The sequence below is a fragment of the Amycolatopsis sp. NPDC051128 genome (genome assembly GCF_040682715.1).
Lineage (GTDB): Bacteria > Actinomycetota > Actinomycetes > Mycobacteriales > Pseudonocardiaceae > Amycolatopsis.
In genome coordinates this window covers 59,067-85,755 of record NZ_JBFBBN010000014.1, presented here as the reverse complement: position 1 = coordinate 85,755, position 26,689 = coordinate 59,067, and the positions used below count along the sequence as shown (strand labels likewise).

Sequence of the window (26,689 nt, the reverse complement as noted above, 5' to 3'; positions counted from 1 at the left end):
GGCCCCGACGAAACCGCGAAGGCTCGCCGCCAGCTCACTCGAACGTGTGTACGAACCCGAGCGGGCAAGATCGGACACGCCCTGCGCGGAATTCCTTTGTTCGCAGGTCAGCTACCCAGAGCGACGGGTCGGGTGCGAGTTTTGTCGGTGGGGTCCGCCATGATGTCTGCGCGGTCCGGGACAGGCGGCCCGGAGGGAGGAGGCGAAGTGGCGACAGTGCTGACCACCGCGGCGATCGTGCTCGCGGTCCTGCTGCTGTTCGCCGTCGCGGTGCTGTGGCGGCTGTACAACGACGGGATGCGCCGGGCGGACGCGGCGGCCCGGCTGGTGGCGGCCGAGCGGGCCAAGGCGGACCAGCAGCAGCTCGCGCTGCGCCGCTACGAGGTCGCGTTCGCCTCGATCAGCGGGCGCGGCGAGCTGGGCGAGCAGGTGCTGGTCGAGACGGCCCGTGCCCTCGGCCTGCGCGAGGACCTGCACTTCACCCTGCAGACCGACTTGGCGGGCGGCGGCGCGGCGAAGCCGGACATGGTGCTGCGCGTGGGCGGCGGGCGCACGGTGCCGGTCGACGCCAAGGCGAGCATGGCCACCTGGTCCGAGGCGGTGGAGACCGACGACCCGAACGAGCGGATCGACGCGTTGCGCGCGCACGTCCGGCAGATCCGGTCCCGGGCCGCCGATCTGGCAGGCAAGGGCTACCAGCGCTGGGCGGACGCGATCTACGGCACGATCATGTTCGTCCCGTCCGACGCCGCCGTGGTCGCGGCGATGGACACCGATCCGGAGCTGCTGCGCTGGCTCATCGACCGGCGGGTGTTCCTGTGCGGGCCGACCGGGTTCGGGGTGCTGGCCTCGGCGGCCCTGTTCGCGGCGAGCGACCGCACGCTGGAGGCGGACGTGGAGCAGGTCCGCGCGGGCGCGGCGGCCGCCCACCGGGCGGCGGGCGGCGCGGTCGACGCGCTCAACCTGTCCAGCACGCACCTCCAGCGGTTCCTGTCGGCCCGGCGGCGGGAGCTGGAAGCCCTGGAGACGTTCCGGTCGACGGTGGCCCCGCTGACCGACGCGGCGGGCAGCCCGGCGCCGGTCCCGACCGTCCGAAAGGGGGACGAGCTGGCAGCGAGCTAGCGTCGTGCGTCCGAGGTTCGCGGTCCCAGCCGCCCTTCTCGGCCTGGGCGTGAAGACTCCAGCGCGAGCTCCACCTGCTCCGACCCCGCCCCACGAAGCCGAAAGGGCTCGGCACACGGAGCTGTCACCCCGGTCACCGATCACCCTCCCGGGCCACCGGATGCCCCCCACCGGGTGGCTGTAGCCCCACGTCGGAGGCGGTGCTAGCAAGATCTTCACAACCACGAGATACGGTGTTGCGCTGTGACCGCGATTCGCGATCGCCAGAGCGATCCAGATGCCGACGACGTCCCCGTGCCGTGGGATGAGCGTCCTGTCGTCGGTTCGAGGCGCGGACTGCCATGGTGGGCGGCAGTCCTGGTCGGCCTCGGCCTGGCGGTAGTGGGCGCCTTCTTGGGCAAGCCGAGCAAGGACAACATCCCGCTGATCTTCACGGCCTGCTACATCGCCGGGGCCGTGATCGCGGTCTGCGCGGTGCGCCGCCGCGGCCTGTTCGGGCCGATGGTGATGCCGCCGCTGGTGCTGGCCGTGACCGTGCCCGGCGTCATCCTGCTGACCTCGGGGTCGCAGGGCGACGACATGCTGTCGAAGGCATTCGACATCGGCACCCCGCTGATCAACCTCTTCCCGACGATGGCGATCACCACCGGCATCACGCTGCTGATCGGGGTGGTCCGGATCTTCCGCGAACGCGACCCGGACGCCCCGAAGAAGGCCAAGGACGGCGACGGCGCCAAGGCCGACCGCCGCCGAGCGGACGAGGACGACGAAAAGCCGTCGTCCCGAGCTGCGGCGACGCCGGCGGGTGGTCGTCCGCGGCCGCCGGGTTCGGGTCGCTCCGGCCAGACGCCGCTGCCTCCAGGTGCCCGGCGCGGCCGGGATGGCGAACCGCCACGGCGCCCTCGCCCGCCCGCCGACGGCGAACGCCGCACACCGCGCGCCCCCGCCGAACGTGACCCCGGGACCCGCGGTACTCGCAAGCCTCCGCCCGCGAACCGCCGGACGCCGCGTCCGGACGAGGGCGACCCGCGCCGGCGCGAGCCGCGCGGTGACGCGCCGCGGCGGCGTCCGCGCCCGCCCGCGGAAGACGGCCGTGACGCGCCGCCGCCCCGCCGCCCGTCCGGCGAGCGGGGGGCCCCGCCGCGCCGGAGCCGTCCCTGGGACGACGAAGAGCGCTGAGAACGCTGAAACGGCGGTCACCTCGCGGAGGTGACCGCCGTTTCTCATGTGCCGAAAGCGACTGCGGCGAATCTCACGTGAGCGAAAAGGCATCTCGCGTGATTGAGGGGGCATCTCGGTGCGAGACGGGCCGTGACGCAGTTCGGCGGCGAGCCGCGCCAAGCGACCCGCCGCCGAAACCGGCAAGCAGACTCAGACCTTGCGAAGCTCCTTCGGCGGCGCGAAGGTGATCTTCTCGTTCGCCGTCGTGACCTCGTCGACGTCGCCGTAGCCGCGCTCGGCCAGCCAGCCGAGCAGCTCCATCACCAGCTCGTCCGGCACCGACGCGCCGCTGGTCACCCCGACCGTCGTCACGCCTTCGAGCCACGCTTCGTCGACCTCGTGCGCGAAGTCGACCAGGTACGACGACCGGGCCCCCGCCTTCAGCGCCACCTCGACCAGGCGCTTCGAGTTGGACGAGTTCGTCGACCCGACCACCAGCACCAGGTCGCACTCGGCGGCCATCGCCTTGACCGCGACCTGGCGGTTCGTCGTCGCGTAGCAAATGTCGTCGCTCGGCGGGTCGGCCAGCGCCGGGAAGCGCTCGCGGAGCTGGTCGACGCGCTCCATCGTCTCGTCGACCGACAGCGTCGTCTGGGACAGCCAGATCACCTTCGACGGGTCGCGCACCTCGACCTTGTCGACGTCCTCGGCCTTGTCGACCAGCTGCACCTTGTCCGGCGCCTCACCGGCGGTGCCCTCGACCTCTTCGTGGCCTTCGTGGCCGATCAGCAGGATGTCGTAGTCGTCGTTTGCGAAGCGGTTGACCTCTTTGTGCACCTTCGTCACCAAGGGGCAGGTCGCGTCGATCGTGCGCAGGTTCCGGTCGGCGGCCTCCGCGTGCACCATCGGCGAGACGCCGTGGGCGGAGAACACCACGAGCGCGCCCTCGGGCACCTCGGACGTCTCGTCGACGAAGATCGCGCCGCGCTCGCGCAGCGTGTCGACCACGTGCCGGTTGTGCACGATCTCCTTGCGGACGTACACCGGGGCGCCGTAGACCTCGAGGGCCTTCTCGACGGCGATCACCGCGCGGTCGACGCCGGCGCAGTAACCACGGGGTTTGGCGAGCAGCACCCGCTTGCCGGAGGCGGTTCCGGTGATCGTGGGGGTACCCGCGGGCTCGATTCCGGGACTCGCTGAACTCATGACACCCAGGGTACGGGCAGGCTCGCGGTGCCCTCGCAGTCCCTTTCGGGTGACCTTCATCCCGCTACCGGGCTGTGCGCGAGGTCACGCAACGCGCGCGAACCCACCCGTTCGGTTGGGCAGGATGGCGGATATGCGGCAGGCTGGACGCATGAAGCCATTCCCGCTCCCCCTCCGGGTCGCCGCGGGCCTCGCCGTCTCCACCGCCGAGCGGGTTCGTGAGCTTCCCCGGCAGCTCGCCGGCCTCCCGGTGACCGTGGTCAGCCAGGTGCTGCAGGCCTCCATGCGGGTGCAGCAGCACGTCACCGAGCTGGCGATCAAGGGCGACAACGCCCTCTCGAGCCTGCGCCCGGTCGAGGACACGCCGAGCTGGGCGACCTTCGACGAAGACATCGAGCCGGACGTCCCGCCCAGGCGGCCGAACTTCGCGCCGATAGCCGAAGTGCCGGAGCCGCGCACGGAACTGAACGGTCACCCTGGGTCACTCTCCGAACTCGAGGAGGAACTGGGCGACCCGTGGGCCGAAGAAGAACGCGCGCTCGCCGAGAACCACGCCGACGGCGAGTTCGACTCCGCCGAGGCCGAGACCGAGACCAAGGCCGAGACCAAGAACGCCCCGCCCAGCACCCCGAAGCCGGGGACGCCCAAGGCCGGCAAGGCCAAGAGCGAAGCCCCCCGGACCAGCGCCGGCGGATACGGCGGACCCGCCGGGCTGACCGGCTACGACCAGCTCACCCTTCCGCAGCTGCGGGCCCGGCTGCGCCAGCTCTCGATAGAACAGCTCGAGACGATCCTCGAATACGAGCGCGCCCACGCCGACCGCTCGTCCTTCACCGGGATGCTGACGCGCCGGATCGCCAACGCGCGCAAGGCCGAACAAGCCAAGGAAAACGGCACGGAAGGCCCGTGAGCACCGAGTCCGCGCAAGCCACCGCGAGCACCGCGGAAAACCCGTGGCCGGTTCGCACGGTCGCGCGCAAGATCGGCGACTGGATCCACCGGCTCGGCACCGTCTGGGTCGAAGGCCAGGTCACCCAGGTCAACGTCCGGCCGAACACGCAGACCGCGTTCCTGACCCTGCGGGACCCGTCGGCGGACGTGTCGATGTCGGTGACCTGCCCGAACTGGCTGATCCGCGAGATGGAGCCGCCGCTGCGCGAAGGCGCGAGCGTCGTGGTGCACGCGAAGCCGTCGTTCTTCTTCGGCCGCGGCACGATCAGCCTGCGCGCCGACCAGATCCGCGCCGTCGGCGTCGGCGAGCTGCTGGCCCGGATCGAACGCCTGCGGAAGCTGCTGGCCGCCGAAGGCCTCTTCTCGCCGCAGCGCAAGCGGCCGATCCCGTTCCTGCCGCAGGGGGTCGGGCTGATCACCGGCCGCGCGTCGGCGGCCGAGCGGGACGTGCTGGTCAACGCCCAGACGCGCTGGCCGCACGTCCGGTTCAAGGTGATCAACACCGCCGTCCAGGGCTCACAGGCGGTGCCGCAGGTCATGCGCGCGCTGCGGATCCTCGACGGCGATCCCGAGATCGACGTCATCGTGATCGCCCGCGGCGGCGGCAGCGTCGAGGACCTGCTGCCGTTCTCCGACGAGGCACTCTGCCGCGCGGTGTCGGCCGCCGGCACGCCGGTGGTCAGCGCGATCGGACACGAGCCCGACACCCCGCTGCTCGACCACGTCGCCGACCTGCGCTGCTCGACGCCGACCGACGCCGGCAAGCGGATCGTCCCGGACCTGCGCGAGGAGACCGAGCGGGTCCGGCAGATGCGCGACCGCGGGCGCCGCGCCCTGCACGGCTGGGTCGACACCCAGACGCGGCTGCTGAACCAGCTGCGCAGCCGTCCGTCGCTGGCCGATCCCCTCGGCCCGGTCCAGCGCCGCCAGGACGACGTCGACGTCCACCGCGAACGCGCGCGCCGCGCCATGCTCACCCTGCTCGCCAAGGACCAGGCCGAGATCGCGAGCGCGCGGGCCCGGCTCACCGCGCTGGGCCCGGCCGCGACGCTGGCCCGCGGTTACGCGGTCGTGCAGTTCATCGATTCCGAAGGCAACCTCCAGGTACTCCGCTCCGTCTCCGAAGTCGAGGCCGGTGCCCAGCTGCGCGTGCGCGTGGGTGACGGCGCGATCGGCGCGGTGGCGGAAGGAGAGCAGGGGTGACGCTCGAAGCGACGTTCCTCCCGCTGACCGTGGACGCGGCCCTGCGCCTGGGTGCGCGGCCGCTGCTGGCCCAGGCGGTGCGGACCGACCGGGCCGCCGCCGAGTGCTGGACGGCGCTGCTCGCGGGCTGCGGCTCGGCGGCCCGCCGTGATCTGGCGCCGCAGCTGCGACGGCTGTCCGAGGCGACGTCGACGCAGGTCGGCTCGCGCTGGTGGTTCGCCGAGGGCGCGGGGCACCGCCGCCGGGTGGCCGGCGCGCAGGAGAACCTCGAAGAGGCGATCGCGGACGGTGACGGCCAGGAGTTCGCGCTGGCGTTCGTCGGGTACGACCACGCGATGGCGAGCGCGGTAGTGTGCGCCAACAGCGCGACCCCGCGAACCCCGCGAACAGGCCAGCCCGGAAGGTCGGAGAACGTCCAGCGTGAGTGAAGCAGCCAGCGAGGAACTCGGCTACGAGCAGGCCCGGGACCGCCTCGTCGAGGTCGTCCGCGAGCTCGAAGCGGGCGGGCTGTCCCTGGAGCAGTCCCTCGCGTTGTGGGAGAAGGGCGAGAAGCTCGCGAAGGTCTGCGAGCGCCATCTGGAGGGCGCGCGCGAGCGGATCGAGGCCGCACTCGCCTCGGTCGAAGACGGCGAAGCCGACTCCTCGCAGTGAGGTAGGCCATGCTGACGGTATCTGGAAACGCCGGGGGTATCTGACAGACTGTCTACCCGCCAGTTCCACGATCCGGGAGGCAATGATGTCCGCCGCAGAGAGTCGTCGTGAAGCGCCCGACCGCAACCTCGCGATGGAGCTGGTCCGGGTGACCGAGGCCGCCGCGATGGCGGCCGGCCGCTGGGTCGGCCGCGGCGACAAGATCGGCGGTGACGGCGCGGCCGTCGACGCGATGCGCCAGTTGGTGTCGACGGTGTCGATGCGCGGGGTCGTCGTGATCGGCGAGGGCGAGAAGGACGAAGCGCCCATGCTGTTCAACGGCGAAGAGGTCGGCAACGGCGACGGGCCGGACTGCGACGTCGCGGTCGACCCGGTCGACGGCACCACGCTGATGGCCAAGGGCATGCCGAACGCGCTCGCGGTGCTCGCGGTCGCCGAACGCGGCGCCATGTTCGACCCGTCCGCGGTGTTCTACATGGAGAAGCTGGCCGTCGGGCCGGAGGCGGCGGGCAAGGTGGAGCTCGGCGCGCCGATCGCGGAGAACATCCGGCGCGTCGCCAAGGCGAAGAACAGCAGCGTCGGCGACGTCACCGTGTGCGTCCTGGACCGCCCGCGCCACGAGAAGATCATCAAGGAGATCCGCGACGCCGGCGCGCGGATCCGGTTCATCTCCGACGGCGACGTCGCGGGCGCGATCGCCGCGGCCCGCCCGACCACCGGCGTCGACATGCTGATCGGCATCGGCGGGACGCCGGAGGGCATCATCGCGGCCTGCGCGATGAAGTGCCTCGGCGGCGAGCTGCAGGGCCGGCTGTGGCCGAAGGACGACGCCGAGCGCGAGAAGGCCATCGCCGCCGGCCACGACCTCGACCGCGTCCTGCTGAACGACGACCTCGTGCGCGGCGACAACGTCTTCTTCTGCGCCACCGGCGTCACCGACGGCGACCTGCTGCGCGGCGTCCACTACCGCGAGGGCGGCGCGACGACGCAGTCCATCGTGATGCGCTCCAAGTCCGGGACCGTCAGGATGATCGACGGCTACCACCGGCTGAACAAACTGCGGGCGTACTCCTCGGTCAACTTCGACGGCCACCTGGACGTGCCCGCCGACGACGTCGTGCCCCCGCTGCCCTAGGCGCCTGACCTACTCGGCGTTGCTCGAGTGGCCCGGGAACAGGTGGGCGTCCGGGTCGAGCGCGACGGCGATGTTGTTGACCGCCGTCGCGGCCTCGCCGAAGCCGGTCGCGATCAGCTTGACCTTCCCCGGGTACGCGGCGACGTCGCCCGCGGCGTAGACGCGTTCCCGTGCCGTGGCCATCGTCGAGTCGACGGCGATCGCGCGGTGGTCGATCTCCAGCCCCCAGCTCTCGATCGGGCCGAGGTCGGCGGTGAACCCGAGCGCCGCCACGACGGCGTTGGCCGGGAGCCGCTCGTCGCCGCTGCCCTTGATCGAGACGTCGACGGCTTCGAGCATCCCGTCGGCGGCTTCGACGAACCGGGTGACCTCGGCGTCGGTGATGATCCGGACGCCGAGCTCGCGCACCTGCCGGACGATCGACTCGGCGGCGCGGAACTTCGCCCGGCGGTGCACGAGCGTCACGCTCGCGGCGACCGGGCGCAGCGCGAGGATCCAGTCGAACGCCGAGTCGCCCCCGCCGACGACCACGACGTGCTGCCCCGCGTGCGCCTGCAGCGACGGGACGAAGTGGACCATGCCGCGGCCGAGCCAGCCGTCGCCGGCCGGCAGCGGGCGCGGGGTGAACTCGCCGATGCCCGCGGTGATCAGCACCGCTCCGGCCCGCAGCGTCTCGCCGCCGTCGAGGGTCAGCTCGACCTTGTCCCCGACGCTTTCGAGCTTCTCGGCCTTGCGCCCCAAGAGGTACTTCGGCTGCCACGGCGCGGCCTGCCGCACCAGACCCTCGACGAGGTCGCGGCCGCGGATCTCGGCGAACCCGCCGACGTCGTAGATCATCTTTTCGGGGTACATCGCGGTCACCTGGCCGCCGGGCTCGGGCAGCGAGTCGACGACGGCCATCGAGAGGCCGCGGAACCCGGCGTAGTAGGCGGCGAACAAGCCGGTCGGACCCGCGCCGATGATCACGAGGTCGTAGGCGTCCCCAGGAACTTCAGTCATGCTCGCTCCAGCCAGTGGTGGATGGCGGTGATCGAGAACACAGCCGATCCTAGCGTCGCGGACCGGCGAGGGTGGGCGACGCCACCACGCGATGGCTCCGGAACAGGTCCAGAATCGGTGTCATGGCTGATCAGGAATACCGGATCGAACACGACACGATGGGCGAGGTCCGCGTGCCGGCCGACGCGCTCTACCGCGCGCAGACCCAGCGGGCCGTCGAGAACTTCCCCATCTCCGGCCGGGGCCTGGAGCGCGCCCAGATCCGCGCGCTCGGCCTGCTCAAGGCCGCCGCCGCGCGGGTGAACCTCAAGCTGGGCGTGCTCGACGCCGACGTCGCGAACGCCATCGCCGCGGCCGCCGACGAAGTCGCCGAGGGCGCCCACGACGCGCACTTCCCGATCGACGTGTTCCAGACCGGCTCGGGGACGTCGTCGAACATGAACGCCAACGAGGTCATCGCGACACTGGCTTCGCGGGCGCTCGGGCGTGACGTCCACCCGAACGACCACGTCAACGCCTCGCAGTCGTCGAACGACACCTTCCCGACGACGATCCACGTCGCCGCGACCGAAGCCGTGCTCAAGGACGTCATCCCGGCGCTCGAGTACCTCGCCGGCGCGATCGAGGTCCGGGCCGCCGAATGGGCCGACGTCGTGAAGTCCGGCCGCACGCACCTGATGGACGCGGTGCCGATCACGCTCGGCCAGGAGGCCGGCGCGTGGGCGTCGCAGGTCCGCTTCGGCGTCGAACGGCTGAAGTCGGGCCTGCCGCGGCTGGGCGAGCTGCCGATCGGCGGCACGGCCGTCGGGTCGGGCCTCAACGCGCCGGACGGCTTCGGCGAGGCCGTCGCGGTCGAGCTCGCCACGGTCACCGGGCTGCCGCTGACCGAGGCGCGCGACCACTTCGAGGCGCAGGCGACGCAGGACAGCGTCGTCGAGACGTCCGGGCACCTGCGCACGATCGCCGTGTCGTTCAACAAGATCGCCAACGACCTGCGCTGGCTGGGGTCCGGCCCGCGCACCGGGCTGGCCGAGCTGGCGCTGCCGGACCTGCAGCCGGGCTCGTCGATCATGCCGGGCAAGGTGAACCCGGTGATCCCGGAGGCGACGCTGCAGGTGGTCGCGCAGGTGATCGGCAACGACGCGGCGGTCGCCTTCGCCGGTGCCGCCGGCAACTTCCAGCTGAACGTCAACCTGCCGGTGATCGCCCGGAACGTCCTCGAATCGGCGCGCCTGCTCGCGGCGGTGTCCCGGCTGCTGGCGGACAAGGTGTTCGACGGCGTCACCGTGAACACCGAGCGCACGCGCACCTACGCCGAAGGTTCGCCGTCGATCGTGACACCGCTGAACAAGTACATCGGCTACGAAGAGGCCGCCGCCGTCGCGAAACAGGCTCTGAAGGAGCTGAAGACGATCCGCGAGGTCGTCATCGAACGCGGCCACGTTCGTGACGGAAGGCTGACGGAAGCCCAGCTCGACGAAGCGCTCGACGTCCTCCGCATGGCCCGCGGCGGCAAGTGAAATCCCCGTGAGGTGATGCATCTTTCATAGGGAAAGTGGCGCTTCGGGACCGGCTACCGCCGGCGCAGGCGCTTGTCGGCCAACGCCCGCGGGGTGTAGTCCTTCTCCGCCGCGTTCAGGTCCCGCTCAGCCTGGGTCCGGCAGTACCAGGCGGGGCGCCGCGGGCCGTGGATACTGGACGCATGAGCGACGCAGCCGAGCTGGGCGCCTTCCTGAAGGCGCGCCGAGCCGCCCTGGACCCCGCTGACCTGGGCCTGCCGCCCGGCATCACGCAGCGGCGGGTCAAGGGCCTGCGCCGCGAGGAACTGGCGCAGCTGTCCGGGATCAGCGTCGACTACTACACGCGGCTGGAGCAGGGACGGGCGAAGAACGTCTCGGACGCGGTCCTCGAAGCGCTGGCCCGTGCACTGCGGCTCAACGACGGCGAAACGTCCTACTTGCGCAACCTCGCCGCGCCGAAGCGCCGTGAGAAGCACGCGCCGCGGGGGGTTCGCCCCGAGCTCCAGTCGCTGCTGGACGCCGTCCAGACGCCGGCGTTCGTCTTCGGCCGCTACCTGGACGTGCTGGCCTGGAACGCCCTCGGCGGCGCCGTCTCCTTCGGCTTCGGCTTCGGCGACGTGGAAGAGCGCAACATCGCGAAGCTGTTCTTCCTCCACGAAAGCGCGAAGGAGCTGTACCCGGAGTGGGACGCGGTGTCCCGCGAGGTCGTCGCGAACCTGCGCGCGGAGAGCGGCCGGCATCCCGGCGACCCGCGGTTCGCCCAGCTGATCGGCGAACTCTCACTGGGCAGCGCGGTGTTCCGGAAGCTGTGGGCCGAGCACGTCGTGCGGGAGAAGGCGCAGGGGTGGAAGGTGCTGCGCAACCCCGTGGTCGGCGAGCTGCGGCTGCGCTACCAGACGCTGCGCCTGCCCGACGACCCCGACCAGGGCATGGTGCTCTACCACGCCGAACCCGGGTCGGAGAGCGAGCGCGCGCTCGGCCTGCTGGCCAGCTGGATCGCCGAGGCGCCCGCCGGCGAGCGGCCGGTGAACTCGCGCCCGTAGCCGCGGGCACCGGCGGACGTTCTGAAATTGTCGGTGGTCGGGGTCATGATGTCCGGGTGTTGCTGAGCGAGTTGGTCCGCGCGTCCGCCGAACTGGCGGCGACCAGGTCCAGGAAGGCGAAGATCGCCGTCCTGGCCGCGGTGCTGCGCGCGGCGGAGATCGCCGAGCTGCCCGCGGTGATCGCGTACCTGACCGGGCAGACGGCGCAGGACAGGCTGGGTGCGGGCTGGCGCACCCTGGCCGGGCTCGGCGCGTCGCCCGCTTCGGAGCCGGTGGTCACGGTGACTGAGGTGGACGCGGCGCTGGCCGCGGCCGCGGGCGTGGCGGCGGGCACCGGGTCGAACACGCGGCGCCAGGAGGTGCTGCGCACGCTGTTCGCCCGGCTCACCAAGGCCGAGCAGGAGTTCCTGTTCCGGCTGGTCACCGGCGAGCTACGGCAGGGCGCGCTGGAAGGCGTGATGGTCGACGCCATCGCGGCGGCGGCCGAGGTGCCGGCCGAGGACGTGCGGCGGGCCTTCATGCTGTCCGGGAAGCTGGGCGTCACCGGGGTCGCGGCGCTGACCGGCGGGCCGGCCGCGCTGGCGGAGTTCCGGCTCACGCTCGGCACGCCCATCCGGCCGATGCTGGCGTCGCCGGCGGAATCGCTGGACGAAGCCGTCGCCGAGCACGCGGAGGCGATCGTCGAGTACAAGATGGACGGCGCGCGGATCCAGGTGCACCGCCAGGGCGACGAGGTGCACGTCTGGACGCGCACGCTGCGCGAGATCACCGGCAGCGTGCGGGAGCTGGTCGACCTCGTGCGGGCGCTGCCGTGCGAGTCGGTGGTGCTCGACGGCGAGACCCTCGCCCTGACCGACGCCGGGCGGCCGCGGCCGTTCCAGGACACGATGAGCCGGTTCGGCAGCACCCGCGAGGAGCAGGTGAAGGCGCTGCTGCTGCGGCCGTACTTCTTCGACTGCCTGCACCTCGACGGCGTCGACCTCCTGGACGCGCCGCTGTCCGAGCGCAACGCGGCGCTGCGCGAGGTCGCCGGGGCGCACGTGATCCCCGGCGAGGTCGGCACCGCGCGGGCGGACGCGGTGCTGGAGGCGGCGATGGAGGCCGGGCACGAAGGGGTGATGGTCAAGGACCTGGCGTCGCCGTACGCGGCCGGGCGGCGCGGGCGGGCCTGGCTGAAGGTCAAGCCGGTGCACACGATCGACCTGGTGGTGCTGGCGGCGGAGTGGGGTCACGGCCGGCGCACCGGCACGCTGTCGAACCTGCACCTCGGCGCCCGCGACCCGGACGGCGGGCCGCCGATCATGGTGGGCAAGACCTTCAAGGGCATGACCGACGAGCTGCTCGCCTGGCAGACGACGACGTTCCAGGAGATCGAGACCCACCGCGACGACTGGACGGTGTATGTCCGCCCCGAGGTCGTGGTGGAGATCGAGCTGGACAGCGCCCAGGTGAGCACCCGCTACCCGGGCGGCCTGGCGCTGCGGTTCGCCCGGGTGGTCCGCTACCGCCCCGACAAGGACCCGGCGGACGCCGACACGATCGACACGGTCCGCGGCCTGCTCCACGGCGACCGCTCGGAAGGGAGCTGATCGAAAGGACAGACGAAAGTCGGTGGTGCCCGTGGCCCTCGCTGACCAAAGTGGTGGACAGCCGACGCGGTCCGGCTCGCCGGCCGCCGCTTCTCGCGGAAGTTGGCGAGAATTTTCCCGCCACGGCCGACGGCGAAGCTCCCCTAAAGTTCGCTCCTTCACAAAGGTCCCCGCTCACTTCTTGAGCGGTCATGGAGGAGCAAGCAGTGGTCAGCAAGGAACAGATGAAAGCGGCCATCCACGCGGCTTTCGATTCGGTCGTCGCCGATGGGGCGAGCTACACGAAGGTGTACGCCGCGGAAATCAAACAGAAGAACTACCTCGTCTTCCGCACCACCACCGTCAGCAACTTCGCCGTGGGCTTCAAGCCAGGACGGACCGACCTCGTCGTCGTCCCGCTCGAGGAGAAGAACGGCACCGTCACGGCGGGCACGCCGCTGACGATCACCGACGCCAACCGGGCTTCGGTGAAGAAACGCGACCTCCAGGGCCGGTTCGTGATCAAGACGACCGATGGCCAGACCTTCCGGCTCAGCATCATCCCCTCCGTGACGAAGCTCTTGGCCGCCGCCTACCAGCTGCCGGTCGAGCAGAAGGCGGAGTACGAGGCGTTCACCGCGCTCCGGGACAGCCTCACCGCGGCGTAGCGCCGTGCTCGGGGCTGTCCTCGCACCCTGGGCAGCCCCGGCCCGCGGGAGAGCGGGCGCGAGTGCGCGGTTACCCGCCGGTATTCTCGGCCGATGCAGGGTACGAAGCTCACCCGCGCCTGGTTCGCGGTCACCGCGCTGGTCACGTTGACCGGCCTGGTCACGCAGGTGATCGTCGCCGTGGGCGACGCGGGCGGCCGCTTCCCGACCGTCGCGGGCCGGGTCGCGAACCTGTTCTGCTTCTTCACGATCGACTCGAACCTGCTGGTCATCGTGACGTCGGTGCTGGTGGCACTCGGCGTCGCCCGCGGCGGGCTGTTCCGCGTGCTCTGGCTCGACGCGCTGGTCGGCATCATCGTGACCGGCATCGTCTACCAGGTCGCGCTCGCCGGCCTGCACGACCTGCACGGGCTCCCGCTGTTCGCCGACACGATGCTGCACAAGGTGACGCCGATCCTGTTCGTGCTCGGCTGGCTCATCGCCGGCCCGCGGGGCGCCCTGGCCTGGCGCACCGTGTGGTGGTCGCTGCTCTACCCGCTGACCTGGCTCGCCTTCACACTGCCGCGCGGGGCGCTCACCGGCTTCTACCCGTACCCGTTCGTCGACGCGGGCGCGCTCGGCTACGGCTCCGTGACGCTCAACTGCGTCGTCATCGGCCTGTTCTTCACCGCCCTCGCCACGGGCGCGCTCCTGCTCGACCGCCGGTTCGCCCGGCCGGCACCCGCCTAGCCGGTGCGACCGTTAGGGTCGGGCGCATGACGGCGATCGTGCAGAACCTCGTGACCTCCGGTGTCTTCCGGCTCGACGGAGGCAGCTGGGACGTCGACAACAACGTCTGGATCGTCGGCGACGACGCGGAAGTGATCGTGATCGACGCGGCTCACGACGCGAAGGCGATCGAAAACGTCGTCGGCGACCGGAAGGTGGCCGCGATCGTCTGCACCCACGCGCACAACGACCACGTCAACGCCGCGCCGGAGCTCGCCGCCGCGACCGGCGCGCCGATCCTGCTGCACCCCGACGACCGGGTCGTCTGGGACCTCACGCACCCGGACCGCGCGCCGGACGGCGAGCTGGCCGACGGCCAGACGATCACCGTCGCCGGCACCGGGCTCCGCGTCATCCACACGCCGGGGCACGCGCCGGGCGCGGTCTGCCTGTACGCCGAAGAACTCGGCGTGCTGTTCACCGGCGACACCCTGTTCCACGGCGGACCCGGCGCCACCGGACGGTCCTATTCGGACTATCCGACCATCGTGAAGTCCATTCGCGAGAAACTGTTCACGCTGCCGGACACGACGAAGGTGCACACCGGCCACGGCGAAGGCAGCACGATCGGCGCGGAGAAGACCGGGGCGAGCGGCTGGGACCAGCCTTAGGACGTGTGCTTCCGGGCGATGAGGGCGAACTCCTCGATCGCCCGGTCCACCGCTCCGGCCGCCTTCCGCACCACGGGCGGCAGGTTCATCCGGTCGAACTCGCCGTCCTCGACCTCGAGCCGCACGACGTGCAGGTCCAGGTCCCGCTGCCGGACAGTGCGGGCCTGTTCGACCAGTTCGTCGGGGCCGCTCATCACGAGCAAGCCGAAGAACGACCGCATCTGCGCGCGAGCGACATAGTAGGAATCCTCGTACCCGGCGGTGCGCTCATCGTCCGCGTCGGTGAGTTCGCCGGCTTCGCGCCTGCGGTGAATGACGTTGAGGTCGATGTTGTGCTGCCGAGCCCGGACGGCGGCCTCGATCAACCCAGCGCACCGGTCTGCGCGGTCCTGCCGCAGTTTCGCCCGCCGTGCCGCGTTGAGCTTCAGCGGCTCGACCAGCGCCCCCAGTGTCACGCCGGCCAGCGAGGCGACGGCCGCGATGACCGCGGCACCGAGCGCCGTCAGCACGTCAGCCGCGGCGTCGTCGGCGACACGCGGACCCGCTGCTTCGCCTCGTCGGCGAGGTTCCGCGCCCACGTCTGCAGGCCGGCGACGTCGATGCCATGCGGCGGCTCACTCCGGAACGGCTCGATGTTCGCCGCGCCGCGCTCCAGCAGCGACACCGCGCCGACGTTGTTGCCGCGTGCCGCGTGCGTCAGCCCGACGGCGAGCTGCGCGAGGCCGCGCCAGAGTTCGCGGTCGGGGCCGTCGGTGGTCTTCCACGCGTCCTCGAACACCTCGTGCGCGTGGAACGGCTTGCCGTCGTCGAGCAGCCGCTGGGCCTCCGCAAGCGTTTGCGCCGGGGTGCGCTCGATGCCTTCGGGCTGGCGCTCGACCCCGTCCGCGTCGTACGGCAGCGGCCGGCCGAGACCGTCGCGCGGCCGTGCGTTGCGTGCCCGTCCCTCGGCGTCCCGGTCGCGGCGGTTCATGCCCCCGATCCTGCCATGAGCCCGGCAGGTAGTCTGGGGACTCGTGCGTTTCCTCGACGGCCACCGGCCTGCCCACGACCTGACCTACGACGACGTGTTCCTGTTGCCGAACCGTTCGGACGTGGAGTCCCGCTTCGACGTCGACCTGTCCACCGCGGACGGCACCGGCGCGACGATCCCGATCGTGGTCGCGAACATGACCGCGGTCGCCGGCCGCCGGATGGCCGAGACGGTCGCCCGGCGCGGCGGCCTGGTGGTGCTGCCCCAAGATGTCGACAGCGCCGCCGTCGCCGAGATCGTCGGCTGGGTGAAGAGCCGCCACACGGTGTGGGACACGCCGTTGGTGCTCACCGGCGGCGACGCGGTCGCCGACGCGCTCAACCTGGTCCACAAGCGCGCTCACGGCGCCGTCGTGGTCGTCGACGGCGAAGGCCGCCCGGTCGGCGTCGTCGACGAAGCGGCTTGTGCGGGCGTCGACCGCTTCGCGCGCCTCGCCGACGTCGCGCAGCCCGCGAGCGTCGCGGTCCCGCTGACGACGCCGCCGCGCGAGGTCTTCGAGCGGCTGCACGGCCACGGCGCGCAGCTGGCGCTGGGCCTGGACGCCGAAGGCCGGCTCGCGGGCGTCCTGACCGCCGTCGGGGCGCTGCGCGCGGACATCTACACCCCGGCCGTCGACGACGCCGGCCGCCTGCGCGTCGCCGTCGCGATCGGCGTCAACGGCGACGTCGCGGCGAAGGCCGAAGCCGTGCTCGGCTCCGGTGTCGACGTCCTCGTCGTCGACACCGCGCACGGGCACCAGGAGAAGATGATCGCCGCGCTGAAGGCCGTCCGGTCGGTGTCGCCGCGGGTCCCGGTGGTCGCCGGGAACGTGGTCACCGCCGAGGGCACGCGCGACCTGATCCAGGCGGGCGCCGACGTCGTCAAGGTCGGCGTCGGGCCGGGCGCGATGTGCACGACCCGGATGATGACCGGGGTGGGGCGCCCGCAGTTCTCCGCGGTCGCCGACTGCGCGGCCGCCGCCCGCGAGCTGGGCAAGCACGTCTGGGCCGACGGCGGGATCCGTCACCCGCGCGACGTCGCGCTGGCGCTGGCCGCCGGCGCGTCCGCCGCGATGGTCGGCTCGTGGTTCGCCGGCACCTACGAATCCCCCGGTGACCTGCGGTTCGACGAGCATGGCCTGCCCTACAAGGAGTCGTTCGGCATGGCGTCGAAGCGCGCGGTCGGCGCACGGACGCGCACGGACAACGGCTTCGACCGGGCGCGGAAGGCGCTGTTCGAAGAGGGCATCTCGACGTCGCGCATGTCCCTCGACCCGGCCCGGCCCGGTGTGGAGGACCTGCTGGACTCGATCGGCTCCGGCGTCCGGTCCTCGTGCACCTACACGGGCGCGCGCACGCTCGAAGAGTTCCACGAGCGGGCTTTGCTGGGCGTCCAGTCGGCGGCGGGCTTCGCCGAGGGCCGTCCGCTTCCTTCGGGCTGGTAAACGCTCAGCCCGCGCAGCACACGTGTTCCGACCACTCCGGAACATGCCACCAGTGCTGCTTCTCCGCCGATCGGGCAGCGGGCGCCACTTCGGTGGCCGCCCGTTGCCCCGGCTGGCTCCGGTACGGCGCCAGCAACTCGCCGACCGTACGCAGCACCCCGCCGACCAGCACGGTGCGGACGTTCGCGGCCGCCTTGACGTCCTGCAACGGGTTGCCGCTGACAAGCGACAGATCGGCGTACGCGCCTGGCTTGAGCACCCCGATCCGGTCCTGGAGCCCCAGCCACCGCGCCGGATTGCGGGTGGCGGTGGTGAGCGCTTCGTACGGCGTGAACCCGAACGCGACCATGGCCCGCAGGTTCTGGTGGACGGAGACGGCCACGTTGTCCAACGGGGAGTCCGTGCCGGTGACCACGAACCCGCCCGCCCGGTGGATCCGCAGCAGCATGTCGACGTTCCCGGCGAGGGTCTGGCGAAGGTACGCGTTCTCCGGGCTGCCGGCGGTGTCCGCTGTGGTCTTGAGCTGCTGGTATTCCCACGGCGGGAAGAGGACCTCGGTGCGCTCGTCGGTCACGAGCGACTTGTCGTCCGCGTACAACGCCCGGGAGGTGAACAACGTCGGTGTGATCGACATCCCCGACCGGGTGAACAACGCGATCGCGTCCTGGTACGACCGGCCGGTCCGGCTGACGGTGTGCGAGTACCCGAGCCGGTTGGTGGCGCCGGTGTGTTCCATCGCGTCCATGCCGACGTTCGCGGCCGGGTACAGGTAGTGCGACGACAGCGGGATGCCCGCCAGGTGCGCGGCCCGGACCACTGCCTGCTGGTAGGCCACGGGAAGCCGGACGTACGTCTTGATCATGTCGTACTCCAGCTCGACCGCGCGGGACAGCTCCAGGTTCAGCTGCTCGGGCGACAGTGTCGGCCGCATGAAGTTGTAGTAGATCCGGGAGCCGTCGATGGCTTCCCCGGTGCCGAAGTACCTTGGCCCGACCCGGTTTCCGGACTCCAGCGCTTCGCGCGTCTCCAGCATCTGGTACACCGGGTCACCGGGCGAGCGGGTCGTGGTGATGCCGTAGGACAGCCACAGCCTGCCCTGCCGGTCGCCCCACTGCCTGCCGCGCAGGTGCCAGTGGTTGTGGATGTCGACGAGCCCGGGCATGGCGGTCAGCTCGTGCGCGTCGACGGTGCCCGGTGCGTCCCGATGCGGCCGGACGTCGGCGATCCGGCCGCCGTCGACGACGATGTCGACGTCCCGCCGCAGCGTCCGCGCGACGCCGTCCCACGCCGCGCCGACGTGGATGACGGTCGGGCGCGGCGGGCGCGGCCGGGCCCACGTGAAGTCGAGCCGGATCGTGCGCGGCTCGCCGCCGGTGATCTTCTGCGCCTTGAGCTGCCCCTTCGACAGGTACACGAGCGTGTCGTTTCCCTGCCAGGCCAGTGAGTCGGTGACGTCGTGGGTGACCTGCCGCGGCTCGCCGATCAGCCGTCCGGTGCCGTCGACCGGGGCGATCCACGCCACGCTCTCGACCGTGAACGCGAGATACCGGCCGTCGGGTGACCACAGGGGCCCGTCGTCGCCGCGGGTGGCGAGCGAACGGAACGGCATCGGCTCGGCGTAGCGGAGTTCGTGGGTCTTCAGGTCGACCGTGAGGATCTGGCTCGTGCCCTCGCGGTACCGCCGCGAGTACGGCTTGACCGCGGCCAGCGCGAGGACCGACCCGTCGGGCGACCAGGTGGGCCGGCCCGGCATGAACAGCGGCGACGTCACCTGCTGGGCCTGGGCCGTGGCCACGTCGTGGATCCACGTGGCGCCGTCCTGGTCGGCGTAGGCCACCCGGCCGCCGTCCGGCGACCACCGCGGCGCGACCTGGGCGCCCGCCAGCTGGGTGAGGACGGTGTCCTGGCCGGTGCCGAGGTCACGCAGCCACAGGTCGGCGGTGCCGAGCCGGTCGCTCGTGTAGAGCAGCTTCGTCCCGTCCGGGTGGAAGTCCGGGTCGGAGTTGAAGTAGCCGTCGCCGATCAGCCGCTGTGGCCGGCCACCGCCGGCCGCGACGACGTAGATCGCGTTGAGGGCCCGGAACGCGATCCGCTTGCCGTCCCGGGACACCACCGGACCGGCGATGCCCCGGACGGGCTTCGGCGCGGCCGAGTCCAGGTCACGGACCCGCCTCCGGTAGTCGCGCGGTGCCGTGGACACGCCCGCTTCGAACGGAATGTCCTTGACCGCGCCGGACTGTTCGCGCCGCCGGAGGTGCCCGTCGGCGGTGTAGAGCACGGCGGACCCGGACCAGTTCGCGGCGAAGCCGAAGACGTCCTCGCCCTTGGTCAGCTGCTCGTCGCCGAGCATGAGGTCCGCTTCCGCGCCACGCAGCCGCAGATAGCTGGGCTGTCCGCCGGGACCGAACGCGGGGCCGTAGAGCTTGTCGGCGCCGGTCGCGGTGACCAGGCGCGTGCGGGCGCCGGTGGCCGGGGTGACGACGTCGATGGCGGTGTCGTTCACGGTGAAGATGATCTTCGTGCCGTCGGCCGACCACCGCGGCGACGCCTCTTCGTCCGTGGTGGACACCACGGTGCTGATCGCTCCGGAGGCGATGTCCAGCAGGTGGATGCCATAGCTGCCGTCCCGGTCGCTGCTGAAGGCGATCTTGGCGCCGTCCGGCGAGAACACGGGTTCCCGGTGGTCGAACCGCCCGCTGGTGAGCTTGCGGGGCGGCCCGCCGGCGACATCGATGACGTACAGGTGGAAGTTGCCGTCGCGGTAGGACTGGAACGCGATCCGGCGGCCGTCCGGCGACCAGCTCGGGAGCGTCGCGTCCTGCAGGTCGTCGGTGAGCCGCCGGGCGCGACCGCCGGTGGCGGGCAGCACCCAGATCCCGGTGACCAGGTCGACCGCGATCCATCGGCCGTCCGGTGACAGCGCGGCGGACATGTTCGTGCCCTCCCGCAGCACGACGCCGTCCTGTCCGGCATCCGGCCGGGCGTCCGGTTCGGCCTCGGCGACCCTCGGCCCGGCCACGGCCAGCGCGGCGGCGACGCCACCACGAACGAGAAGTTCACGACGGGAAAGGCTTTCCGGCGCCATTCGGCCAACTATGCCCAGCCCCGGATCGGCCGTCCAGCGGCCGAGCGGGTTTTTCACCGGATATCCGGCAACGGCGGGAAGGGTTGCCGGGGGCGGCGCGAGCGCCGCCCCCGGCGCCCGTCAGCTGTGGTCCTCCAGCATCTCGGTGACCAGGGCCGCGATCGGTGAACGCTCCGACCGCGTCAGCGTCACGTGCGCGAACAGCGGGTGGCCCTTCAGCTTCTCGATCACCGCCGAGACGCCGTCGTGCCGGCCGACGCGCAGGTTGTCACGCTGGGCGACGTCGTGCGTGAGCACCACCCGTGACGCCGTGCCGAGCCGCGAAAGCACGGTGAGCAGGACGTTGCGCTCCAGCGACTGGGCCTCGTCGACGATCACGAACGTGTCGTGCAGCGAGCGGCCGCGGATGTGGGTCAGCGGGAGCACCTCGAGCATGCCGCGGTCGAAGACCTCGTCGAGGACGTCCTGGCTGACCAGCGCGCCGAGGGTGTCGAACACCGCCTGCGCCCACGGCTGCATCTTCTCGCTCTCGGACCCCGGCAGGTAGCCGAGGTCCTGGCCGCCCACCGCGTAGACCGGCCGGAACACCACGACCTTGCGGTGCTGACGGCGTTCCATCACCGCCTCGAGCCCGGCGCACAACGCGAGCGCCGACTTTCCGGTGCCGGCCCGGCCGCCCAGCGAGACGATGCCGACGTCGGAATCGAGCAGCAGGTCGAGTGCGACGCGCTGCTCGGCGCTGCGGCCGTGCAGCCCGAACGCCTCGCGGTCGCCGCGGACCAGCCGGATGCGCTTGTCCGCGGTGATCCGGCCGAGCGCGCTCGAGGTGCCGGCGAGCAGCCGCAGGCCGGTGTGGCAGGGCAGCTCGGCGAGCTCGTCCATGCCGTACTCGACCGGGTCCACGGTGCCGCCGCCGAACAGCGTGTCGAGCACGTCCTGTTCGACGTCCACGTCCGCCATCCCCGTCCAGCCCGAGGGCGTGACTTCCTGCGCGCGGTACTCGTCGGCCTCCAACCCGACGGCGCCCGCCTTGACCCGCAGCGGAATGTCCTTCGTCACCAGCGTGACCTGCGCGTACTCGGCTGCGAGGTTGAGCGCGCAGGCGAGGATGCGGTGGTCGTTGGAGTCGGTGCGGAACCCGACCGGGAGCACCGTCGGGTCCGAGTGGTTCAGCTCCACCTGCAGCGTGCCGCCGTGGTCCCCGATGGGGAGCGGCGCGTCGAGCCTGCCGTACTGCCGGCGCAGGTCGTCGAGCATGCGCAGGGATTCCCGGGCGAACCAGCCGAGCTCCGGGTGGTGGCGCTTCGCCTCCAGTTCACTGATGACGACCAGCGGAAGCACGACGGCGTGTTCGGCGAACCGGGTCACGGCCCACGGGTCCGAAAGGAGGACCGACGTGTCGAGCACGTACATGTGCTGCTGGGATTCGGGCGAGGTCGAGGCTTTCTCCGGGCCAGGAACGGCACCGGTCGAAGAACGGCCAGAGGCCTTACGGGGCAAACGCTGCGCAGTCACGACGGCATCTCCCTCGAGGGCGTGTGCACCTCACGCCCGCACTCGCTGGGCCGGGCACCTCCCTGGCTGGACCGTTCTCCTGACCGGTAGGTCAGGTGACGCGGCCACGAGGGCCGGGTGCCGGCCCCCTCGAGCGTCTCGTGGGCGGCTGAGCCGCCCCCTCGATCACCGTCACGACCAGGGCCTCCCGCGAGGACCCGCACGGAACGCGCGCCCTCTTCTCGGAAGGTACCTACGAATGACTGATCGCGCAGCGAGCCAACACGGTGATTCGCCAAACCGTCACCTCACCGTAGGTCGCCCGACATCCACAGCCCGTGACGACTACTCGGCGTGACAAGCCCCTCGTTCGACACCCACCGGTCGGTTTGATCTTGGGAAAATTGCCGGCCCCGCATATTCGCAAGATCGACTGACGCGCTTTTACCACGGCCGGTTCGAAAGCGCATTTCTCGCCCCCCGCCGAGAACCGGTCCGAGTGAAACCACCCCGATCAGGCTCACACAATGGGCTTACCAGCCGGTCGAACGGCCTGGTGAGCGAGTAATTTCTGGCTGCGGGACATACCACCGGACCCCCGGTGCCCCCGATCCCAACAGTCTATCTAGGAGTGTGCGAAGTGCTGAAGAAGGCTGGTTTCGTGGCCGCTACCGCTGCAGGCCTGATGATGATCGGCAGCACCGCGTTCGCCACGACGAACGACCACCCCGGCACCCCGGACCCGACGTTCGGCGACGCCTACACCACGTTCATCGTAGGCGGCGGCGCCCTGGGCTACGGCGCGGCGTCCCTGATCGCCGGTGCCTACACGGGCATCGCCCTCACCCCGGCGCTGATCCTGCACTCGCTGGAGCACCACCACCATTACCACCCCTCCCCCCACTGAGTCAGGACATCGCGAAAGGCCCCGGAGGGGACTCCGGGGCCTTTCGCTGTGCCAAGACTCCTGGGTCAGGACCCGAACCGGCGGTGCCGCCAGGCGTAGTCGCGGATGGCGCGCAGGAAGTCGACCCGGCGGAATGCGGGCCAGTACGCTTCGGTGAACCAGAATTCGGAATGCGCGGACTGCCAGAGCAGGAATCCGGAAAGCCGCTGTTCGCCCGAAGTGCGGATGATGAGGTCCGGATCCGGCTGGCCCGAGGTGTAGAGGTGCTCGGAGATGTGGTCGACGTCGAGGATTTTCGCCAGCTCGTGAATGGTCGTGCCCTCGTCGGCGTGCTGGCGCAGCAGCTTGCGCACGGCGTCCGCGATTTCCTGGCGCCCGCCGTAACCGACCGCGATGTTGACCTCCATCCCGGTCCGGCCCTCGGTGCGCGCGGCGGCTTCGCTGAGTCGCTTCGCGACTTCGGCGGGTAGCAGGTCGAGCGCCCCGACGATCCGCAGCCGCCACGACGTCCCGGGCCCGGCCAGCTCGTCGGTGACGTCGGTGATGATCTTCAGCAGCGGCGTGAGCTCGTCCGGATCGCGGTTGAGGTTGTCGGTGGAGAGCAGCCACATGGTGACGACCTCGACGTCGGCCTCGTGGCACCAGCTCAGGAAGTCGGCGATCTTCTTCGCTCCGGCCCGATGGCCGTCCGAAACGTCCGTGAAGCCCGCTTCACGGGCCCAACGGCGGTTGCCGTCGAGCATGATGGCGATGTGCCGGGGGTGCCGGCCGGCGGCCTGCTGGATGAGGCGCCGGCCGTAGGCGCTGTACACGACGTCGGACAAGAAGGAGCGAACACTCACGTCCAGGAAGAGTACGCACCCGGTGTGAGGCGCGTGACTTGACCGCTGCCCGGGAATCTACGCTCCCGTAACCTGCGGGAGTGAGCTCGACGGAACCCCCGCCCCTGGTGGACCCCCGCCCGCGCCTGCGCGGGCACATCCACTTCTGGACGTTCTTCGGCGCCGTCGCCGCGGCGGCGGCGCTGATCAGCCTGGCCGCGTCCACAGTGTCCCCGATCGCCGCGCTGGCGACGTCGGTCTACGGCCTGACGGTGCTGGGCCTGTTCGGCGTGAGCGCGCTGTACCACCGTCGCCTGTGGAGCCCACGGGCGTACAAGTGGATGAAGCGCGCGGACCACTCGATGATCTTCCTGTTCATCGCGGGCACGTACACGCCATTCACGCTGCTGGCGATGCCGAAGCCGACGGGCTACGTGATCCTCTCCATCGTCTGGGGCGGCGCTGTTCTCGGCGTGGCGTTGAAGATGCTGTGGCCGCACGCGCCCCGGTGGCTCGGGGTGCCGATCTACATCGCACTGGGCTGGGTGGCGGTGTTCGTCTTCCCGGAGCTTTTGACGCACGCCGGCGTGGCGGCTTTGGTGCTGCTGTGCGTGGGTGGGCTGTTCTACACGCTCGGAGCCGTGTTCTACGCCGTCAAATGGCCCAACCACTGGCCGGACACTTTCGGGTATCACGAGTACTTCCATGCTTGCACCGTGCTTGCGGCGGTTTCGCACTACATCGCGATCTGGCTGGCCATGTACGCCTGACCCCACGCACCGAACGAGGGCTTCGCTCGCACACCCCAGCGAGCGAAGCCCTCCTCAGCGGCAATGCCTCAGCCGAACATTCCCGGCTGGTACTCCCCCGCCGGATTGCGGGCGATCACGTTCAGCCGGTTCCAGGTGTTGATCGTCGCCACCAGGCAGACCAGCGCCCCGATCTGCTCGTCGTCGTAGTGCTTCCGCACCTGGGCCCACGTCTCGTCGCTGGCGCCGGTGTGGACGTCCGCCAGGCGGGTTCCCTCCTCCGTCAGCGCCAACGCCGCGCGCTCCGCCTCCGTGAACACCACCGCCTCGCGCCACGCCGCCACCATCGCCAGGCGGACCGCCGTCTCGCCGGCCGCCGCCGCGTCCTTCGTGTGCATGTCGAGACACATGCCGCAGCCGTTGATCTGGCTCGCGCGGATCTTCACCAGCTCCTGCGTCGCCTTCGGGAGGGACGACTCCTCGATCGGGCGCGACGCCGCGATCAGGCGCTTGAAGAACTTGCTCGTGACCTCGTTCTCGAACATGTTGAATCGCGCTTCCATCGTGCTGTCCTTCCGTCGTCCGCTTTCACCCCCTTGACGACGTACGCGGCGGCGTTGTGACAGCTCGGAACGTGGCGCCGGTCACACCGCCGGCGACCCCCAGGTCAGGAGCGCAGCATCGGCGCCGCCAGGAACTGGTCCGGGATCGCGAACGCGTCCACCAGTGTCCGCGCGTGCGGGCGCAGCTCCGAGCACAGGCTGTTCACCGCCGCGGTGACGGCTTTCGCGCGCGACGCCGTCAGGCGGCCGTGGCCCAGGAACCACGCCAGGTCCTCTTCGATCGCCGACAACGCGTACAGGTCGCAGACGCGCTCCAGCAGCGTGCGGGCGTCGGGGTCTTCGCAGCGCTCGATCGCCGACGCGAACGCCGACAGGATCAGCCGCTCGACGTGGACACGGCCGGCGCGCAGCACGTGGTCCTGCGCCGCGTTGAACACGCCGAACGGGTCGGCAGCCGCCTTGCGCAGGCGCTTCGCCACCCCCTCGACGACGTGCTCCTCGCGGTCCTCGAACAGCCTGAGCTGCCAGTCGCGGCGGAAGAACGCTTCGCTGTCGGACGCGTCGGTGAGCCGTTCGACGAACCGGCGCGCCGCCGTCCGCTCCAGGACCGTGCTGACCACCTGCTCGGCGAAGAACCGGGCGGTCGCCAATGGCGAGAGATCCTCGAAGTCGTGCTTGTAGCTGGTCAGCAACCCCTTCGCGACCAGCTGCAGCAACACCGTGTTGTCGCCCTCGAACGTCGTGAAGACGTCGGTGTCGGCCTTGAGGCCGGGCAGCAGGTTCTCCGCCAGGTAGCCCGCGCCGCCGCACGCCTCGCGCGCGGTCTGGATCGCCGCCGTCGCGTGCCACGTCCCGAGCGCCTTCAACCCGGCCGCGCGCGACTCCAGCTCACGCTGTTCCTCTTCGGGCGCCGACTGGTCGATGTCGTGCAGCTTCGACACCAGCTCCTCCTGCGCGAAGTGCAGCGCGTACGTCTTCGCCAGCGCCGGCAGCAGTTTCCGCTGGTGGGCGAGGTAGTCGAGGATGACGACCTCGTCGCCGTCCGGCCTCGCGAACTGGCGGCGGACCTCGCCGTACCGGATCGCCAGCGCCAGCGCGCGTTTCGTCGCGCTACCGGCGCTTCCGGCGACGCTCACCCGGCCGCGGATCAGCGTGCCCAGCATCGTGAAGAACCGGCGGCTGTCGCTCTCGATCGGGCTCGAGTACGTTCCGTCCGAGGAGACGTCACCGAAGCGGTTCAGCAGGGCCTCGCGCGGGACGCGGACGTTGTCGAAGCTCAGCCGCCCGTTGTCGACGCCGTTCAGGCCCGCCTTCGGACCGCAGTCCTCGATGGACACTCCCGGCAGCGGCGCCCCGGCCCCGTCTCGGATCGGCACGAGCAACGCGTGCACGCCCCGCGCCGCCGAACCCGTGATCAGCTGCGCGAACACCACCGCCATCCGGCCGTCGCGGGCCGCGTTGCCGATGTACTCCTTCCGCGCCATGGCATCCGGCGTGTGCACGACGAACCCGCCGTCCACAAAGGTCGCCGTGGTGCGCAGGTGCTGGACGTCCGAGCCGTGGCCGTGCTCGGTCATCGCGAAGCAGCCGAGCAGCTCGAGGTCGATGATCTCGCGCAGGTACCGCTCGTGGTGCCGAGCCGTACCCAGCAGCTGGACGGCGCCACCGAACAGTCCCCATTGGACACCGGCCTTCACCATCAGCGACAGGTCGCCGAAGCCCAGCATCTCGAACGACGTCACCGAGCCGCCGACGTCGCCACCGCCGCCGTACGCCGGGTCGAAGCCCAGACCGGGCCGGTCGGTCTCGGCGAGCGCGCGCAGCTGGTCGAGCACCTGGGCGCGGTGCGCCTCGACGTCGAGGTCCACCGGGTCCGAGTGCTGGGCCAGCTGCGCGCGCACCCCGCGGCGCAGTTTGGCCCAGCGGCCGTCCAGGACGGCGGTCAGCGCGTCCGGATCCACCTTCGAGGGCACTTCGGGAACGTCCACGGCTACCTCCGGAACGGACGAAC

Annotated in this window: 25 protein-coding genes; 16 read left to right on the top strand and 9 right to left on the bottom strand. The window is 71.1% G+C overall.

Annotated elements, in window-relative coordinates; genetic code table 11:
* Nucleotides 1-207: 207 nt before the first annotated feature.
* Both AB0M82_RS17225 and AB0M82_RS17220 read left to right on the top strand, forming a co-directional pair.
* Nucleotides 208-1,122 carry a DNA recombination protein RmuC gene (locus AB0M82_RS17225; protein WP_364722508.1) on the top strand — a complete coding sequence of 305 codons (915 nt, stop codon included), beginning with the start codon at nt 208-210 and terminating at the stop codon, nt 1,120-1,122.
* Nucleotides 1,123-1,365: 243 nt separating this feature from the next.
* Entirely contained in the window at nt 1,366-2,301 is a 936-nt protein-coding gene (locus AB0M82_RS17220; protein ID WP_364722506.1) for a DUF6542 domain-containing protein, read from the top strand.
* Between the two features lie 192 nt (nt 2,302-2,493).
* Here AB0M82_RS17220 and AB0M82_RS17215 read toward each other — a convergent pair whose 3' ends face one another.
* Nucleotides 2,494-3,489, bottom strand: coding sequence for a 4-hydroxy-3-methylbut-2-enyl diphosphate reductase (locus tag AB0M82_RS17215; protein ID WP_364722504.1), 996 nt, complete (start codon nt 3,487-3,489; stop codon nt 2,494-2,496).
* Nucleotides 3,490-3,640: 151 nt separating this feature from the next.
* On the opposite strand from AB0M82_RS17215, the gene AB0M82_RS17210 reads away from it, so the two are divergent.
* From AB0M82_RS17210 to glpX, 5 genes are all read left to right on the top strand, one after another.
* On the top strand, nt 3,641-4,399 hold the full coding sequence (locus AB0M82_RS17210; RefSeq protein ID WP_364722502.1) for a lipid droplet-associated protein: 759 nt from the start codon (nt 3,641-3,643) through the stop codon (nt 4,397-4,399).
* Entirely contained in the window at nt 4,396-5,643 is a 1,248-nt protein-coding gene (gene xseA, locus AB0M82_RS17205) for an exodeoxyribonuclease VII large subunit (protein WP_364722500.1), read from the top strand. Before AB0M82_RS17210 ends, xseA begins: the two co-directional genes overlap by 4 nt.
* Nucleotides 5,640-6,071, top strand: coding sequence for a hypothetical protein (locus AB0M82_RS17200; RefSeq protein WP_364722498.1), 432 nt, complete (start codon nt 5,640-5,642; stop codon nt 6,069-6,071). Before xseA ends, AB0M82_RS17200 begins: the two co-directional genes overlap by 4 nt.
* Nucleotides 6,064-6,294, top strand: a complete 231-nt coding sequence (locus AB0M82_RS17195) for an exodeoxyribonuclease VII small subunit (RefSeq protein WP_364722496.1) — start codon at nt 6,064-6,066, stop codon at nt 6,292-6,294. Before AB0M82_RS17200 ends, AB0M82_RS17195 begins: the two co-directional genes overlap by 8 nt.
* A gap of 82 nt (nt 6,295-6,376) precedes the next feature.
* Complete coding sequence (gene glpX, locus AB0M82_RS17190; protein WP_364722494.1) at nt 6,377-7,429, top strand: class II fructose-bisphosphatase; 1,053 nt, start codon at nt 6,377-6,379, stop codon at nt 7,427-7,429.
* A gap of 9 nt (nt 7,430-7,438) precedes the next feature.
* Here the strand turns inward: glpX and AB0M82_RS17185 are convergent, their stop codons facing one another.
* The gene (locus tag AB0M82_RS17185; RefSeq protein ID WP_364722492.1) at nt 7,439-8,428 is read right to left on the bottom strand and encodes an NAD(P)/FAD-dependent oxidoreductase; all 990 of its coding nucleotides are present in this window, start codon (nt 8,426-8,428) and stop codon (nt 7,439-7,441) included.
* 122 nt (nt 8,429-8,550) lie between these two features.
* On the opposite strand from AB0M82_RS17185, the gene AB0M82_RS17180 reads away from it, so the two are divergent.
* From AB0M82_RS17180 to AB0M82_RS17155, 6 genes are all read left to right on the top strand, one after another.
* On the top strand, nt 8,551-9,948 hold the full coding sequence (locus tag AB0M82_RS17180) for a class II fumarate hydratase (RefSeq protein ID WP_364722490.1): 1,398 nt from the start codon (nt 8,551-8,553) through the stop codon (nt 9,946-9,948).
* Nucleotides 9,949-10,130: 182 nt separating this feature from the next.
* Nucleotides 10,131-10,991, top strand: a complete 861-nt coding sequence (locus AB0M82_RS17175; protein ID WP_364722489.1) for a helix-turn-helix transcriptional regulator — start codon at nt 10,131-10,133, stop codon at nt 10,989-10,991.
* 56 nt (nt 10,992-11,047) lie between these two features.
* Nucleotides 11,048-12,580 (top strand): ATP-dependent DNA ligase, encoded by a 1,533-nt coding sequence (locus tag AB0M82_RS17170; protein WP_364722487.1) that lies wholly within the window; start codon nt 11,048-11,050, stop codon nt 12,578-12,580.
* Between the two features lie 206 nt (nt 12,581-12,786).
* On the top strand, nt 12,787-13,227 hold the full coding sequence (locus AB0M82_RS17165) for a hypothetical protein (protein WP_364722485.1): 441 nt from the start codon (nt 12,787-12,789) through the stop codon (nt 13,225-13,227).
* Between the two features lie 93 nt (nt 13,228-13,320).
* The gene (locus AB0M82_RS17160) at nt 13,321-13,956 is read left to right on the top strand and encodes a Pr6Pr family membrane protein (RefSeq protein ID WP_364722483.1); all 636 of its coding nucleotides are present in this window, start codon (nt 13,321-13,323) and stop codon (nt 13,954-13,956) included.
* A gap of 26 nt (nt 13,957-13,982) precedes the next feature.
* Nucleotides 13,983-14,606 carry an MBL fold metallo-hydrolase gene (locus tag AB0M82_RS17155; protein WP_364722482.1) on the top strand — a complete coding sequence of 208 codons (624 nt, stop codon included), beginning with the start codon at nt 13,983-13,985 and terminating at the stop codon, nt 14,604-14,606.
* Here AB0M82_RS17155 and AB0M82_RS17150 read toward each other — a convergent pair.
* Nucleotides 14,603-15,115: a hypothetical protein gene (locus AB0M82_RS17150; RefSeq protein WP_364722480.1), complete on the bottom strand. Its 513-nt coding sequence runs from the start codon at nt 15,113-15,115 to the stop codon at nt 14,603-14,605. The two genes, AB0M82_RS17155 and AB0M82_RS17150, sit on opposite strands and share 4 nt — an antisense overlap.
* Nucleotides 15,109-15,576, bottom strand: a complete 468-nt coding sequence (locus tag AB0M82_RS17145) for a DUF309 domain-containing protein (protein ID WP_364722478.1) — start codon at nt 15,574-15,576, stop codon at nt 15,109-15,111. The genes AB0M82_RS17150 and AB0M82_RS17145 overlap by 7 nt, the downstream gene beginning before the upstream one ends.
* A gap of 43 nt (nt 15,577-15,619) precedes the next feature.
* Here AB0M82_RS17145 and AB0M82_RS17140 point away from each other — a divergent pair, with 43 nt between their 5' ends.
* Nucleotides 15,620-17,059 carry a GuaB1 family IMP dehydrogenase-related protein gene (locus tag AB0M82_RS17140; protein ID WP_364722476.1) on the top strand — a complete coding sequence of 480 codons (1,440 nt, stop codon included), beginning with the start codon at nt 15,620-15,622 and terminating at the stop codon, nt 17,057-17,059.
* Between the two features lie 4 nt (nt 17,060-17,063).
* On the opposite strand, the gene AB0M82_RS17135 is transcribed toward AB0M82_RS17140, so the two are convergent.
* Together AB0M82_RS17135 and AB0M82_RS17130 are read right to left on the bottom strand one after the other, a co-directional pair.
* On the bottom strand, nt 17,064-20,144 hold the full coding sequence (locus AB0M82_RS17135) for an amidohydrolase family protein (RefSeq protein ID WP_364722474.1): 3,081 nt from the start codon (nt 20,142-20,144) through the stop codon (nt 17,064-17,066).
* Between the two features lie 120 nt (nt 20,145-20,264).
* Entirely contained in the window at nt 20,265-21,557 is a 1,293-nt protein-coding gene (locus tag AB0M82_RS17130; protein WP_364722472.1) for a PhoH family protein, read from the bottom strand.
* Nucleotides 21,558-22,278: 721 nt separating this feature from the next.
* On the opposite strand from AB0M82_RS17130, the gene AB0M82_RS17125 reads away from it, so the two are divergent.
* On the top strand, nt 22,279-22,545 hold the full coding sequence (locus AB0M82_RS17125) for a hypothetical protein (RefSeq protein ID WP_364722470.1): 267 nt from the start codon (nt 22,279-22,281) through the stop codon (nt 22,543-22,545).
* 65 nt (nt 22,546-22,610) lie between these two features.
* On the opposite strand, the gene AB0M82_RS17120 is transcribed toward AB0M82_RS17125, so the two are convergent.
* Nucleotides 22,611-23,387: an isoprenyl transferase gene (locus AB0M82_RS17120; protein WP_364722468.1), complete on the bottom strand. Its 777-nt coding sequence runs from the start codon at nt 23,385-23,387 to the stop codon at nt 22,611-22,613.
* Between the two features lie 107 nt (nt 23,388-23,494).
* Here AB0M82_RS17120 and AB0M82_RS17115 point away from each other — a divergent pair, with 107 nt between their 5' ends.
* Nucleotides 23,495-24,136 (top strand): hemolysin III family protein, encoded by a 642-nt coding sequence (locus AB0M82_RS17115; RefSeq protein ID WP_364722670.1) that lies wholly within the window; start codon nt 23,495-23,497, stop codon nt 24,134-24,136.
* Between the two features lie 68 nt (nt 24,137-24,204).
* On the opposite strand, the gene AB0M82_RS17110 is transcribed toward AB0M82_RS17115, so the two are convergent.
* Nucleotides 24,205-24,678, bottom strand: coding sequence for a carboxymuconolactone decarboxylase family protein (locus AB0M82_RS17110; RefSeq protein ID WP_364722466.1), 474 nt, complete (start codon nt 24,676-24,678; stop codon nt 24,205-24,207).
* Between the two features lie 104 nt (nt 24,679-24,782).
* Nucleotides 24,783-26,666: an acyl-CoA dehydrogenase gene (locus AB0M82_RS17105; RefSeq protein WP_364722464.1), complete on the bottom strand. Its 1,884-nt coding sequence runs from the start codon at nt 26,664-26,666 to the stop codon at nt 24,783-24,785.
* Nucleotides 26,667-26,689 lie beyond the last annotated feature (23 nt).